This window comes from Allokutzneria sp. A3M-2-11 16 (assembly GCF_024213555.1).
GTDB lineage: Bacteria > Actinomycetota > Actinomycetes > Mycobacteriales > Pseudonocardiaceae > Allokutzneria.
The window spans coordinates 1,430,068-1,442,637 of the sequence record NZ_JANAVO010000001.1; the positions used below are offsets into that span (position 1 = coordinate 1,430,068).

The window sequence follows — 12,570 nt, forward strand, 5'->3', positions numbered from 1 at the left end:
CGATCCGCTTGATCACGCTGCCTCCCCCTGGCAGCGCTCGACGAACTCGGCCAACTCGGTGGTGAAGCGCTCGGCGTGCTCCACGAACGGCAGGTGACCGCACTCCGGGTACCAGCTGGTCGCCGCGCCCGGGATGAGATCGGCGGCGTAGCGGCCCGCGGCGGGGTCGACGATCCGGTCGTCGAGGCCGTGGACCACGAGCGCGGGCACGGTGAGCCCGGCCAGCACGTCGGCGTTGCCGATGTCCCGGCGGAACAGCCCGAGCCGGACGGCTGGCGGCGTGCTCAGCGCGGTTCCGAGCGCGAGCTGCGCGAACTCACCGGGCAGCGGCTGCGCGCTAGTGCCCTCGATGAACCCCTGCAACGCGGGCACCGCCACAGCGGGATCGTCGGACAGAGCCGCGGGCAACGCGGCGCGCATCGCGACGCCGGTGCGTCCGCCCTCACGACCGCGGCCGAGCTCGGTGATAGCGCCGACGAGCGCGATGCCCGACACCGCGTCCGAACCGTGTTCACGCAGGTAGTCGGCGATCACCAGGCCGCCATAGGACCAGCCGACGAGCACCGCGGGCCGCCCCGCGTGCGCGAGCAGCGCCGCGACGTCACCCGCCCAGTTCTCGACCTGGTCGTACCCCTCGGCAGGCGCCGACGATCTGCCGTGTCCGCGCAGGTCAGCGGCGATGAGGCGGAACTCCGAGGTCAGTCGCTCATCGGTGAGCTGGGCGGCCCAGCAGCGCGCCGACTGCGCCCAGCCGTGCAGCAGGATCACCGGAGGAGCGTCCGGCGGTCCGGCCTCCGTCACGGCCAGCCTGGTCCCGCCGGCACCGCTCAGCTCCGAGAGTCGCACGAGTCCAGTGAACCCGGAGAGCCCCCGCACCCGCGAGGGCCCGTTCCCGATCTCACATCAGCCCAGGGCCGTTCAGCGCAGAGCGGACTTGGACTGCCACTGGTTCCAGGTGAGCTGCCAGTCGTAGACGTCGTACTGCGGGGCGATCGTGCTCTTGGAGCCGGTGACCTCGACCGGGTCGCCGACCAGCGCGCTGTCGAAGAACCGCTTCGCGTCCGCTTCCAGGAGGTTCGCGCAGCCGTGCGAGGTGTTGGCCCTGCCGATGTTGCCCGCGTTGTCGTTGTTCTCGTGGATGAACTCGCCGTGGTTGGAGATCCGGACGGCCCACTTCTTCATCACGTTGGTGTAGCCGTACTTGGGGTTGTCCATCTTCTCGACGGGGTTCTTCTGCATCACGATGTAGGTGCCGTTGGGCGTGTTCAGGTTCGGGTCGGCGTCCTTGCCGTAGCTGGCCGGGTAGGTGGCGACGGTCTGCCCGTCCCGCTGCACGACGAGCTTGTGCGAGGGCGTGTACGCCTTCACGATCTGCGCCCGGCCGATGCTGAACTGCGTGCTCACGTCGACGCGGCCGTAGTTGCCGTCGCCGTAGGGCACCGCGTAGAGGTTCGCCTTCACCTTGATCTTGGTGTTGGCGGGCCAGTACTTCTCCGGGCGGTAGTGCACCTCGCGGTCGTTGAGCCAGGCCCACACGCCCTCGACCTTCGGCGTGGTCTCCACGGTCAGCGCCTTCTCCGCGGCGGCCTTGTCCTTGATCTTCGCGTCGAACTCGACCTTGATCGGCATGGCGATGCCGACGACCGCGTTGTCGGTGGGGTTCACCGTGGCCCGGATGAGCTTGCCCGGCTTGAGGGTGCTGAAGCCGCCCTTGACCTCCACCGGCTTGTTGTCCGTTCCGGTGGCCTTGCCGGTCCAGGTGTAGCTCTTCTCGAAGGCCAGCTTCTCGGTGCTGGTCCAGCTCAGCCGGTCCGGCGACAGCTCGCCCTTGACCGCCTTGCCCTCGGCGTTGGCCAGGTTCACCTCGGTCAGCGTGCCCTGGGCGACGGTGACCTTGACCGGGGCGGCCGGGCTGATGTCCTTGGCGCCGTCGACGGGGTCCGTCGCCACCTTGGCGACCGGGGGCGCCTCCGGCGCGGGGGTGCCGTCGCCGCTGCACGCGACCAGCGAGAGAACTGCGGCGAGCGCGATGCCCGTCAATCCGACAACGCCCCGAGTCCCTCGTCTGACCACGTCCATCGACCTCCGCCTACCCATGGGCACGATCGTGCACCCTCCAGAGGACGTTCGACGAGAAGCCGAGGGTGCGCCAGGCGGGTGTGACGGTCGTCACTACAGCTGGCTCAAGATCGCCTCAACCGGTGCAAACGTCGACCACCAGCTCGGCGAGCACGGGTTCGATGGGATTGGCGTAGCCGACCGTGCCGCCCTGGTTGCCCGCGAAGTAGAGGCCGACGACGCGGCCGGACTGGTCGACGACGGCGGCCCCGGAGTCGCCCCGGTCGCCGAAGCGCCCCGCGGCCACCTCGATCCGCACCTGGTCGCGCATCCGCCGCACCCCGAGGCCCGTGCCGTAGTCGAGCTGCACCGTGGCGTCCACCGACATCACGACGCCCGCGGTGAGCCCGGTGCTGCGCCCGCGCTTGCGGACCGGCGCGCCGATGCGGGCCGCGGCGTGCCCGGTGACCGCCCCGATGCCGACGATCCCCGGCTCGGTGGGCCGCCCAGGCCGGAACCTGATCAGCGCACCGTCCACTTTGGACGAAAGAGCGCCGCGGGCGAGGCTGCCGCAGACGTCGTCCGGGCACCGCCCACCGTCCACTCTGGACGGATGGGTGAACTCGTCGCCGATGGCCCAGCCGTCGTCGACGCAGGCGACGTGGAAACTGGTCAGCCCCAGCACTTCCCCGGCGCCGAGGCGGTCGGTGACCAGCACGCCGAGCGTGCCGACCGTGACGTACTCGCCGTACTCCGGCGCCTGCGGCGGGCCGAGCCGGATCGGGCGGCACGGGCCGATGCCGATCCCCCCGAGCAGCGTGGAGTATGCCTCCGGCGGCGGTTCCGGCGCGGAGTCCGCGCGCATCAGAGCCGTGTGCACCAGCACGTCGTCGCGCACCACGTCCACCGGTACGCCGCCGACCTCGCGCGGCAAGAGTTGCCACGCTGGCAACTGATCGGCGGGACGCTTGTCCAGTACGGAAACGGAGATCGCCAACCGCCCGGTCGGCAGGCCCGCGACGCGCTGCTCGGCGATGTCCACACCGACGACCCCTGGCAGATCGAGGAAAGCGTCCTCGACCCGCCGTTTCACCGGTCGGATCTCGTGCCTGTGCAAGGCCCGGGTGTCGCCCGCCATGATGCCCTCCTCGTCAGAGCTGGCATCCGCACATCCCATGAAACACGCGCAGTAAGACAATCGTCACACGACGTCACCCGAACGGCCCTCGCTCGCGTAGGCGTTTGCCATAGGCGCAAAGATCAACGGGCTAGAGCGCGCAACCGACCAGGACCGGCTCGGGGTGCAGCCGAACGCCGAACGCCTCGGCCACGCCGTCCCGCACCTCGGCGGCCAGCGCGAGCAGGTCCTCGGTGCGCGCCGAACCGCGGTTGGTGAGCGCGAGGGTGTGCTTGGTGGACAAGGAGACCCGGCCGTCCCTGGCGCTGTGCCCCTTGCGGAACCCGGCGCGTTCGATCAGCCACGCGGCGGAGAGCTTCACGTGCCCCTCGGTCGCCGGGTAGCTCGGCATCGCGACGTCCGCGCCGACCCGCTCCAGCACCGCGGGCAGCTCGTCCTCGGCGATGATCGGGTTGGTGAAGAACGAGCCCGCGCTCCACGTGTCGTTGTCCACCGGGTCGAGCACCATTCCCTTGCCGCGCCGCAGTTCCAGCACAACCTTGCGCACATCGCGGACCGGGGCGCGGTCACCGGCCTCGACGCCGAGGGTGCGGGCCAGCTCGGCGTAGGCGATCGGCGCGGACCTCCCGCCGTCGGTCAGCGCGAACCGCGCCCGCAGCACGACGGCGTTGTCCTTGCCCTTGAGCACACTGGTCCGGTAGGCCAGCCCCAGCTCGGCTGCGGGCACCATGCGCACCTGGCCGCTCTCCCGGTCCAGCAGGTCCACCGAGACCAGCACGTCGGTGATCTCCACGCCGTACGCGCCGACGTTCTGCACCGGGGTGGCGCCGACCAGGCCGGGGATGCCGGACAGGCACTCCAGGCCGCCGAGGTCGTTGGCCACGGTGTGCGCGACCACCTCGTCCCAGTCCTCACCCGCCTCCACGGTCAGCTGCACGCGGCCGTCGCTGAGCCGGTCGATGCGCCTGCCGGAGGTGCCGATGCGGACCACGGTGCCGTCGAAGCCGGAGTCGGCGATCACCAGGTTCGAGCCGCCCCCGAGCACCAGCAGCGGCTCCCGCGCGGCGTCGGCGGCGCGGACGACCTCGACCAGCTCGGCGGCGGTGGTGGCGTTGACGAACCGGGCCGCGGGCCCACCCAGGCGCAGCGTCGTGTGAGCGGCGAGCGCGACGGGTTCGGTGGCGGACGGCGGTGTGGTCACGACCGCCAACGGTAGCCTGACGCGCCGTGGCCACCAGCACCGAGACCTCACACGAGTTCCCGTTCCCGGCGCCCGCGCTGCTCGCGGCGCTGACCGACGCCGACTACCTGCGCGCGCGGCTCGCCGCGGTCGGCGGCGCCAAGGCGGAACTCCTCTCGCACGAGAGCACCGACGGCGAGAGCAAGGCAGTGCTCAAGCAGGGCGTTCCCGCCGACAAGCTGCCGTCCTTCGTCCGCTCGCTGATCAACGGCGACCTGGTGATCGAGCGCACCGAGCGCTGGCGCGCCGCCGGTGAGGGCGCGGTCGGCACCGTCGTGGCCTCGGTGCCCGGTGCCCCCGCCTCGATCAACTGCTCACTCCAGCTGCGGCCGAACGGCGCGGGTACCGAGCTGCTCAGCGCGCTTGAAGTGCGGGTGTCGCTGCCCTTCGTCGGCGGCAAGGTGGAGAAGGCGATCGTGGAGCAGATCGGCAAGCTGCTCGACGCGGAGAACACCTTCACGTTGAAGTGGCTGCGCGAGCAGCGGTGAACCAAGCCCGCCGCAAGCCCCGGTTCGCGGCAGGACGGGCCCGTGCGCTCGGCCTGCCGACCCGGGGCACCACCAACCCCAACCGGCTGCGCCGGGTCGATCGCTGGATGGCGTCGAACCCGCAGGTCGGCGAGGTGCTGCGGGGAGCGGCGGACCCCTTGGTGATCGACCTAGGCTACGGCTCGTCGCCGATCACCACGGTGGAGATGGCGCAGCGCCTCCGCGTGCTCCGCCCCGACCTGCGCGTGCTCGGCCTGGAGATCGACGCGGAGCGCGTCGCCGCGGGCGCGGCCGTCGCCGATCCGCCGCTGCTGGACTTCCGCCGGGGCGGCTTCGAGCTGGCCGGGCGGCGTCCCGTCCTGGTGCGCGCGTTCAACGTGCTGCGCCAGTACAGCGAGCCCGACGCGGAGCAGGCGTGGCAGACGATGCTCTCCGGCCTGGCCCCCGGTGGGTTGCTGGTCGAGGGCACCTGCGACGAGATCGGCAGGCGGTGCTGCTGGGTCACGCTGGACGCCTCCGGCCCGCTGACGATGACCTTCGCCTGCAAGCCCGCCGACGTCGAGGCTCCGTCTGAGCTGGCCGAGCGGCTGCCGAAATCGCTGATCCACCGCAACGTCCCCGGCGAGCGCGTGCACGAGCTGCTGTCCGATCTGGACGCCTGCTGGGCGACCGCCGCACCGTTCGTCCCGTTCGGTCCGCGCGCCCGTTGGGCCGAGGCCGTGCGCCTGTTCGCCGAACGCGGTTGGCCCGTGCGCGACCACCACCGCCGCTGGCGCCTCGGTGAGGTCACCGTCGCCTGGTCCGCCGTCTCCCCCACCCTCTAGCCCCACCCCCTCACTCCTCACCCCCCTCAACCTCCGCCGGGGTCGCCAAATCCCGTTTCGTACTCATAGCCGCGTATGGGAGCGCTCTTTTTCCCGCTATGAGTACGAAACGGGGTAGGGGGGCACTGCGAAGGTGAGGTTGTGCGTTTCAGAGTGGCGCGAAGTCGAGGTGGAGGCCAGCCCGGAGGTGGGTGTGGGTGGAATCTGTGTCACAACGCTTCTAGGGTCGAGGGCATGGAGCACGCCGAGTTCGTGAAGCACGTACGGGATCAGGTCGCTGCGATGCGGGAAGCCGCTGTGGCCGCGGGGCCGGACGCGAAGGTGCCGTCCTGCCCGGGCTGGACCGTCTTCGACCTGGTGCGCCACATCGCGAACGTGCACTCGCGGACTGCTGAAGTCCTTGTCGCACAAGACATCACGATGCGGCCGGAGTTCCCGCACGCACCAAAGCAGTGGGACGACTTGCTGGAGTGGTGGGACAAGAGGGTCGCCACACTGGTGGACCGCTTCGTCGAACTCGACCAGGACAAGCCGACCTGGATGTTCACCGCGGCGCCGGGGAGCGTGCGGGTGTGGGCGCGGCGGCAGGCACACGAGACCGCGATCCACCGCATCGACGCGGAGCTGGCGCAGGGTGTCGAGTCCCGGCTGATCTTCGATCCGCAGTTCGCCGCGGACGGCATCGACGAGCGGCTGACCGTGCTGCCGTTGGGCGACTTCAGCGAGGTGACCGCGGAAGGCACGATCCTCTTCCACGCCGCCGACGCCGGCCGCGCGTGGACGATGACGCTGCGCCCGGGGCAGACGCCCGAAGTGACCCCGGCGCTGGACGCGGCGATCCACACCGACGCCGTGGTCGCGGGGACGGCGGACGCGGTCTACCGAGCCGTCTGGAACCGCCCGAGCACCGCTGTGATCACCGGTGCGCACGAGCTGGTCGAGGCGCTCCCCTGTCCGTGAAACCCGCATAGTGTGGCGGCATGGATCACGCGGGCCTCGTCGACCAGATCACCGAACACTCCGCCGCACTCCTCGACGCGGCCGTACAAGCCGGACCGGGCGCCGCGGTGCCGACGTGTCCAGAGTGGACAGTCGCTGACCTGGTCGCCCACGTGGCCAGGGCGCACGCCTGGGTCAGCGCGATCGTCGAGACCGGGAGCCAGGCGGAGTTCCCCGAGGTGCCGACCGAGTGGCAGCCGCTGCTGGACCACTCGCGGGAGCGGACGGCCCTGCTCGCCCAGCGCCTGCGCGAGGCGGGACCGGACGCGCCGACCTGGACGTTCCTGCCGGATCTCCCGCAACAGGCGCACTTCTGGAGCCGCCGCATGGCGCACGACACCGCCATCCACCGCCTGGACGCGGAGCTGGCGCGGGGCGTCGAGTCCCGGCTGATCTTCGACCCGCGGTTCGCGGCCGACGGCATCGACGAGGCGCTCGGCTGGACACCGCTGGTGGCGCTGAGGAACACCGAGGCGTCCGGCAGCATCCTGTTCCACGCCGCCGACGCGGGCCGGGCCTGGACGCTCGTGCTGCGCGCGGGCAAACCGGTCGAGGTGTTGCCGTTGCAGGACTCGGCGATCGACGCGGACGCGACCATGGCGGGCACGGCGGACGCGATCTACCGGGCGATCTGGAACCGGCCCAGCACGGCGATCCGGACCGGGGACCAGTCGCTGTTCGCCGCGCTCCCCGCGGTCTGAACGGCCTGTGCGTCGCTCGATCGTGACGGCCTGACAGACTGACCAGCCATGTCCAGCCCTGAACGCCGCTACGTCATCACCCTCGGCTGTCCCGACCGCACCGGGATCGTCGCCAAGATCTCGACGTTCCTCGCGGAGTTCGGCGGCTGGATCGTGGAGGCGGCCTACCACACCGACCGCGACACCAACTGGTTCTTCACCCGCCAGGAGGTCCGCGCCGACTCGCTGCCCTTCGACCTCGCCGAGCTGCGCACGCGGTTCGCCAGGATCGCGGCGGAGCTGGGCAGCCGGACCGACTGGCGGGTCAGCGACACCGGGGTGCCGCGGCGGGTGGTGCTCCTGGTCTCCAAGGCCGGGCACTGCCTGTACGACCTGCTCGGCCGGGTCGCCTCCGGGGAGCTGGACGTGGACGTGCGCGCGGTGATCGGCAACCACGCGGACCTGGCCGGGATCACCAGGGCGCACGGCATCCCGTTCCACCACATACCCTTCCCCGGTCCCGGCGAGGACCGCGACGGCAAGGACGCCGCGTTCAACCAGATCCGCCAGATCGTGGACTCGCATCACCCGGACGCGGTGGTGCTGGCCCGGTTCATGCAGGTCCTGCCGCCGGAGCTGTGCGCGGCGTGGGCGGGCAAGGCGCTCAACATCCACCACAGCTTCCTGCCGTCGTTCATCGGCGCCCGGCCGTATCACCAGGCCTATGCCCGAGGCGTGAAGCTCGTCGGCGCGACCTGCCACTACGTCACCGCCGAACTGGACGCGGGGCCGATCATCGAGCAGGACATCGTCCGGGTCGACCACACCGACAGCAGCGCGGACATGATCCGCAAGGGCCGCGACATCGAGAAGGTCGTGCTCGCGCGCGGCCTCCGCTGGCACGTGGAGGACCGCGTCCTGGTCCACGGCAACCGCACCGTCGTCTTCCACTAGAAGCCCCCACCTGGAGCCTGCCCCCAGCGGTCCTCCCAGCCGTAGTTCCACAGTCTTCAAGTCCTACAAACCCCACCCCCAGCGGTCTTTAACCGCCCCCAACCTCCCGAGGGTTGGGTGCGGTTAAAGACCTCCGGGACGGGGGTGCGGTGTACTTGAAGACTGCGGAACCGGCTAGAGCTTGGTGAAGGCGAGCAAGGGGAAGACGGGCTCGTACTCCTGGCCGTGGCCGACGAAGGAGCCCTCGCCGCACACCGCGAGGCCGTACCGCGCGCCAAGAGCCTGCACGCGGGCACGCTCGTCACGCGCTCCGGGCATGGCGGGATTCCCTTCTGCCAAGCGGTGTGCGGCGCGTTTGTCCACAGTGCACACAAACACTCCGCCGGGCCGGAGCACGCGGGCGACCTCGCGCACCACGGCCTCCGAGTCGGGCATCAGGTGCAGCAGCCAAATCGCCGTCACGGCGGCAACACTGCCCGATCTGGCGGGCAGGCGGCGCGCATCGGCCTGGGCCACGCGCCCCGGCAACCGCCGCACCGCATTGCCCAGCATCGCAATAGAGAGATCAACACCAACCACTGGGCGATCCACCGCCGCCGCCACGATTCCCGTGCCCACAGCGACATCGAGCACCGGACCGGGCGGCAGCAGTCGTTCGATCGCGGCAGCCGCGGCACGGGCGCGCGGCTCGCCGCCGCGGGTCGAGTCGTAGCGCGCGGCCTCGACCTCGTAGTCCGGCATGGTCACCGGCCGAGCCCCTCGACGACCTCAGCGGCGGTCAACCGCGCCAGGACATCGCCCGGGACCAGCAGCTTGCTGGAGCGCACACCGCTGCCGATCACCAGCTCCGGCGCCGCGGCGACGGCGGAGTCCAGCAGGATCGGCCAGCCCTCCGGCAGACCGAGCGGAGTGATCCCGCCGTAGGCCATGCCGGTCAGCCTGACCGCTTCGTCCATGGGCGCGAAAGACGCCTTGCGGGCCTCCAACCGCTTGCGCGCCAAGCCGTTCACGTCAGCGCGGGTGGTCGCCAGCACCAGACACGCCGCGAAGCGCACCGTGTCGCCGCGCTTGCCGCTGATCACCACGCAGTTCGCCGAAGCCTCCAGCGGTGAGCCGTACTTCGCGCAGAACGCCGCCGTGTCAGCCAGTTCCGGGTCGATCTCGGCGACCCCGACGCGGTCGCGGTCGGCGTCGGACAGCGCGCTGAGGGCCTTCGCGACCGGCTCGGCGAGCAGTTCCGGGTGCTCGGCGGCGGGCAGAACGGTGAGCGATCCGGCGATGTTCCAGGTCATGCGCCCAGGCTAAACACCTTCAGGATGGCGGCGTTGAACGCGTCCAGGTCCTTGGGCGTACGGCTGGTGATCAGGTCCCAACCGTCGCCCGGGCACACGAAGACCTCCTCGTCCGTCCAGTGCGCGCCCGCGTTGCGGATGTCCGTCGCCAGGCTCGGGTACGAGGTCAACGTCTTGCCCCGCACCACGTCCGCCTCGACCAGCAGCCACGGCGCGTGGCAGATCGCCGCGATCGGCTTGCCCGCGGCGGCGAACTCCTTCACGAAGCGCACGGCGTGCGGGTTCGTCCGGAGCTTGTCGGCGTTCGCCACACCACCGGGCAGCACGAGCCCCGCGTAGTCGGCGGGTGCGGCGTCCTCGATCGCGATGTCGACGGGGAACGAGTCGGCGGGGTCCAGGTGGTTGAAGCCGCGCACCGTGCCCAGCTGCGGGCCGAGCAGTCGCGGTTCGGCGGGAGCGTCGAGCACGGCCTGCCACGGCGAGGTGAGCTCGATCTGCTCGATGCCCTCGTCGGCCACCATGAACGCGATTCTCTTCAGGTATTCGGCCATGAACTACGGCTACCCACGGGACGGCCGGGCAAGCCACTCCGTCAGCAGCTCCCGCACCCGCGGCCGGTGGGTGAGCAGTGGCGCGCGCGTCGGCAGCACTTCGAGCCGCCCGTGCGGAAACGCCGCTGCCACGGCCTCGGCGACCTCCTGCGGGTGCTGGTCGTCGCCAGTCGCCGCGATCACGAGCACGTCCGCATGCACGCCCGCCACCTGCGCGGGATCGCTCAGCGGAGCCTGGCCGGGCAGAGCGGCGAGCGCGTCGCCGAGCCGCATCAGCGCGCTGACCCTGGTCTCCACGTAGTACCCCGGCGCGATGCCGTCCGGAAGCTGCTCCAGCATGAGTTCGCGCATCTCCGCCCGGTCGCCACGGGCCACGGCGGCGGACATGCGGAGCAACGGGAGGTTCGGGTCTCCACGCGACTCGGTCAGCGTGGCGGGGAGCAGCAGTGCGAGCCGCTCGAAACGCTCCGGCTTGCGGGCGACGAGGTTGATCAACGCAGCCGCGCCGACCGAGGTGCCGATCGCGGCCGTGGCACCGACCTCGTCGGCGACCGACGCGACGTCGTCAGCGACTCGGTCGTAGCACCAGTAGCCGGGCGGGGCATCGGCCGCGTCTCCGTGACCGGGCAGGGTCAGCACAACGCGAGTGCCCGGCAGCCCAGAGGCGGGCAGCCTCGCTTCGCCGGGCGTCGTTCCCAGACCGGGAACCACGACGGTGACCGGGTCACCGGAGCCGTGGGCGTGCCAGGTCACCAACGCGGGCCGCGCTGGACCTCGACCAGCCGGGGGCGCACGTCGACGATGTAGACCAGCACGGCGACCAGGCCGGCCATCCAGAAGAAGGTTCCCGGCCCGCCGAACTGGAACAGGATCAGCGCCGCGGTGGAACCGCCGGAGATGCCCAGCCACGCGGGCTTGGTCAGCTTGTCCGCGACGGTGAAGGCATCGGCACGCTGCATCAGGGCGTGGCCGAACGCGTACACGCCGAACGGGATCGCCGCCCAGTAGATGAGAAGCAGGATGACTGCGTCTGGCCTGAACACAACTCCAGCGTACGGGCTGCCCCGGCGATCCGGGATGCCGTGCATCAGGGCCCCTGATCCACGGGAGTGATCAGGGGCCCTGACGGGGATTCGCTGGAGGTCAGTTCTTGGTGGTCTTCTTCGCGGCGGCGGGCTTGGCCGCGCTGGGCTTGGCGGCCTCGGTGCGGTTGGCGGCCTTGCGGGCGGTGCTGCGGGTGGTCGCGGCGGCCTCGGCACCGGCGTCGATCACGGCCTCGGCCACGTCCTCGGCGGCCCGCTCGGTCGCCTGCGCGGCCTTCTCGCCCGCGGAGCGGGTGCGGCGGGTGACCTTGCCGAGCACGTCGTCGGCCAGCTCGCGGACGTCGGTGACGACCTCCTCGACGCGGCCCTGTGCGACCTTGGTGCCCTCCTCGACCTGCGACAGCGCCTTCTGCAGCTGCGGGGTGTTGCGCAGGGTCTCCAGCGCCTCCTCGCCGCGCTCGGCGAGGTAGCCGTAGAGCTGCAGCGCGGCCTGGGTGTAGGCGTCGACGAGCTTGCGCAGCTCGGCGGGCTCCAGCTTGGAGCGCAGGCCGGTCAGGTCCTTGGGCAGGTCGTCCGCGGCGGTCTTGGCGGCCTCGGCACCGTCCTTGGCGGCCTCGCGGGCCTTGCCGAGCGCGTCGACGACGGCCTTCGCGGCCAGGTCACCGGCGCCGAGGGCGGCCAGCAGCGGGGTGCGGGCCTGCTCCAGCACGGTGGTGACGACGGCACCCGCCTGCTCGCGGGCGTTGCGGACATCCTGGGCGGTCGGCAGCGTAGCCATGGTTGTTCTCTCCTCTAGTTCTGGCGAGTGTCGGTCGACGGGGACGCTTCGCCTTCTTCGTCCACAGTGGACAGTTCGGCGCGGTTCTCCCGCCGGAAGGATTGGTAGACGTCGAGCAGCACCTGCTTCTGCCGCTCGGTGAGTTCGGTGTCGGCGAGCACGGCGTCGACGACGACACCGCTTTCCCGCTCCTCGAGGATTCCGGCCTGCACGTAGAGCGCCTCGGCCGAGATCCGCAGCCCCTTGGCGATCTGCTGCAGGATCTCCGCGCTCGGCTTGCGCAGTCCCCGCTCGATCTGGCTCAGGTAGGGGTTGGACACCCCGGCCTGCTTGGCCAGCTGCCGCAGGGAGATCTGCGCGCTGGAGCGCTGCGTCCGGATGTACTCACCGATGTCGCGGACCGTGCCGACAACGGCTTCGTTGACGTCGCTGACGGCTTTTTCGACCCGGCCCATCCGGCCACCTCCTCTCGCTGTTACCCGACAGTACGCACGGGTGCTAGCAGTTGCAAGCAGGGTGCTTGCA

At 71.0% G+C, this 12,570-nt stretch carries 16 protein-coding genes; 5 read left to right on the forward strand and 11 right to left on the reverse strand.

Translation table 11 applies throughout. From position 1 onward, the window contains the following. Nucleotides 1-12: 12 nt before the first annotated feature. The 4 genes from NLX83_RS07160 to NLX83_RS07175 form a co-directional block, all read right to left on the reverse strand. On the reverse strand, nucleotides 13-846 hold the full coding sequence (locus NLX83_RS07160; RefSeq protein ID WP_254234044.1) for an alpha/beta fold hydrolase: 834 nt from the start codon (nucleotides 844-846) through the stop codon (nucleotides 13-15). Between the two features lie 72 nt (nucleotides 847-918). Then, the gene (locus NLX83_RS07165) at nucleotides 919-2,097 is read right to left on the reverse strand and encodes a L,D-transpeptidase (protein WP_254234045.1); all 1,179 of its coding nucleotides are present in this window, start codon (nucleotides 2,095-2,097) and stop codon (nucleotides 919-921) included. 97 nt (nucleotides 2,098-2,194) lie between these two features. Further along, entirely contained in the window at nucleotides 2,195-3,196 is a 1,002-nt protein-coding gene (locus NLX83_RS07170; RefSeq protein WP_254234046.1) for a S1 family peptidase, read from the reverse strand. Between the two features lie 130 nt (nucleotides 3,197-3,326). Next, nucleotides 3,327-4,406 carry a UDP-N-acetylmuramate dehydrogenase gene (locus NLX83_RS07175; RefSeq protein WP_256563008.1) on the reverse strand — a complete coding sequence of 360 codons (1,080 nt, stop codon included), beginning with the start codon at nucleotides 4,404-4,406 and terminating at the stop codon, nucleotides 3,327-3,329. Between the two features lie 17 nt (nucleotides 4,407-4,423). Here NLX83_RS07175 and NLX83_RS07180 point away from each other — a divergent pair, with 17 nt between their 5' ends. From NLX83_RS07180 to purU, 5 genes are all read left to right on the forward strand, one after another. After that, on the forward strand, nucleotides 4,424-4,924 hold the full coding sequence (locus NLX83_RS07180) for a DUF2505 domain-containing protein (RefSeq protein WP_254234048.1): 501 nt from the start codon (nucleotides 4,424-4,426) through the stop codon (nucleotides 4,922-4,924). Beyond that, nucleotides 4,921-5,748 carry a class I SAM-dependent methyltransferase gene (locus tag NLX83_RS07185; RefSeq protein WP_254234049.1) on the forward strand — a complete coding sequence of 276 codons (828 nt, stop codon included), beginning with the start codon at nucleotides 4,921-4,923 and terminating at the stop codon, nucleotides 5,746-5,748. Before NLX83_RS07180 ends, NLX83_RS07185 begins: the two co-directional genes overlap by 4 nt. A gap of 234 nt (nucleotides 5,749-5,982) precedes the next feature. Next, nucleotides 5,983-6,708, forward strand: coding sequence for a maleylpyruvate isomerase family mycothiol-dependent enzyme (locus NLX83_RS07190; RefSeq protein WP_254234050.1), 726 nt, complete (start codon nucleotides 5,983-5,985; stop codon nucleotides 6,706-6,708). 20 nt (nucleotides 6,709-6,728) lie between these two features. Beyond that, complete coding sequence (locus tag NLX83_RS07195; RefSeq protein WP_254234051.1) at nucleotides 6,729-7,448, forward strand: maleylpyruvate isomerase N-terminal domain-containing protein; 720 nt, start codon at nucleotides 6,729-6,731, stop codon at nucleotides 7,446-7,448. Nucleotides 7,449-7,496: 48 nt separating this feature from the next. After that, on the forward strand, nucleotides 7,497-8,381 hold the full coding sequence (gene purU / locus NLX83_RS07200) for a formyltetrahydrofolate deformylase (RefSeq protein WP_254234052.1): 885 nt from the start codon (nucleotides 7,497-7,499) through the stop codon (nucleotides 8,379-8,381). 174 nt (nucleotides 8,382-8,555) lie between these two features. Here purU and NLX83_RS07205 read toward each other — a convergent pair whose 3' ends face one another. The 7 genes from NLX83_RS07205 to NLX83_RS07235 all read right to left on the reverse strand — a co-directional run bounded on the left by NLX83_RS07205 (nucleotide 8,556) and on the right by NLX83_RS07235 (nucleotide 12,500). Then, on the reverse strand, nucleotides 8,556-9,122 hold the full coding sequence (locus tag NLX83_RS07205) for a class I SAM-dependent methyltransferase (RefSeq protein WP_254236120.1): 567 nt from the start codon (nucleotides 9,120-9,122) through the stop codon (nucleotides 8,556-8,558). A gap of 2 nt (nucleotides 9,123-9,124) precedes the next feature. Beyond that, nucleotides 9,125-9,673 carry a YbaK/EbsC family protein gene (locus NLX83_RS07210; RefSeq protein WP_254234053.1) on the reverse strand — a complete coding sequence of 183 codons (549 nt, stop codon included), beginning with the start codon at nucleotides 9,671-9,673 and terminating at the stop codon, nucleotides 9,125-9,127. Then, complete coding sequence (locus tag NLX83_RS07215; protein WP_254234054.1) at nucleotides 9,670-10,224, reverse strand: type 1 glutamine amidotransferase domain-containing protein; 555 nt, start codon at nucleotides 10,222-10,224, stop codon at nucleotides 9,670-9,672. Before NLX83_RS07215 ends, NLX83_RS07210 begins: the two co-directional genes overlap by 4 nt. Before the next feature lie 9 nt (nucleotides 10,225-10,233). Beyond that, nucleotides 10,234-10,977, reverse strand: a complete 744-nt coding sequence (locus tag NLX83_RS07220; RefSeq protein WP_254234055.1) for an alpha/beta fold hydrolase — start codon at nucleotides 10,975-10,977, stop codon at nucleotides 10,234-10,236. Then, complete coding sequence (locus NLX83_RS07225; RefSeq protein ID WP_254234056.1) at nucleotides 10,974-11,267, reverse strand: DUF2516 family protein; 294 nt, start codon at nucleotides 11,265-11,267, stop codon at nucleotides 10,974-10,976. Before NLX83_RS07225 ends, NLX83_RS07220 begins: the two co-directional genes overlap by 4 nt. 100 nt (nucleotides 11,268-11,367) lie before the next feature. Continuing rightward, a complete protein-coding gene (locus NLX83_RS07230; RefSeq protein WP_254234057.1) occupies nucleotides 11,368-12,045 on the reverse strand; it encodes a hypothetical protein in 678 nt (225 codons plus the stop codon). A 14-nt stretch (nucleotides 12,046-12,059) separates the two neighbouring features. Then, entirely contained in the window at nucleotides 12,060-12,500 is a 441-nt protein-coding gene (locus tag NLX83_RS07235; protein WP_254234058.1) for a helix-turn-helix domain-containing protein, read from the reverse strand. Nucleotides 12,501-12,570 lie beyond the last annotated feature (70 nt).

Bases quoted from the DNA above. Each gene is read 5' to 3' on its own strand.
- NLX83_RS07165 (WP_254234045.1), bottom strand. From the start codon at position 2,097: ATGGGTAGGCGGAGGTCGATGGACGTGGTCAGACGAGGGACTCGGGGC.
- purU (WP_254234052.1), top strand. From the start codon at position 7,497: ATGTCCAGCCCTGAACGCCGCTACGTCATCACCCTCGGCTGTCCCGAC.
- NLX83_RS07215 (WP_254234054.1), bottom strand. From the start codon at position 10,224: ATGGCCGAATACCTGAAGAGAATCGCGTTCATGGTGGCCGACGAGGGC.
- NLX83_RS07235 (WP_254234058.1), bottom strand. From the start codon at position 12,500: ATGGGCCGGGTCGAAAAAGCCGTCAGCGACGTCAACGAAGCCGTTGTC.
- NLX83_RS07230 (WP_254234057.1), bottom strand. From the start codon at position 12,045: ATGGCTACGCTGCCGACCGCCCAGGATGTCCGCAACGCCCGCGAGCAG.
- NLX83_RS07195 (WP_254234051.1), top strand. From the start codon at position 6,729: ATGGATCACGCGGGCCTCGTCGACCAGATCACCGAACACTCCGCCGCA.
- NLX83_RS07205 (WP_254236120.1), bottom strand. From the start codon at position 9,122: ATGCCGGACTACGAGGTCGAGGCCGCGCGCTACGACTCGACCCGCGGC.
- NLX83_RS07210 (WP_254234053.1), bottom strand. From the start codon at position 9,673: ATGACCTGGAACATCGCCGGATCGCTCACCGTTCTGCCCGCCGCCGAG.
- NLX83_RS07170 (WP_254234046.1), bottom strand. From the start codon at position 3,196: ATGGCGGGCGACACCCGGGCCTTGCACAGGCACGAGATCCGACCGGTG.
- NLX83_RS07190 (WP_254234050.1), top strand. From the start codon at position 5,983: ATGGAGCACGCCGAGTTCGTGAAGCACGTACGGGATCAGGTCGCTGCG.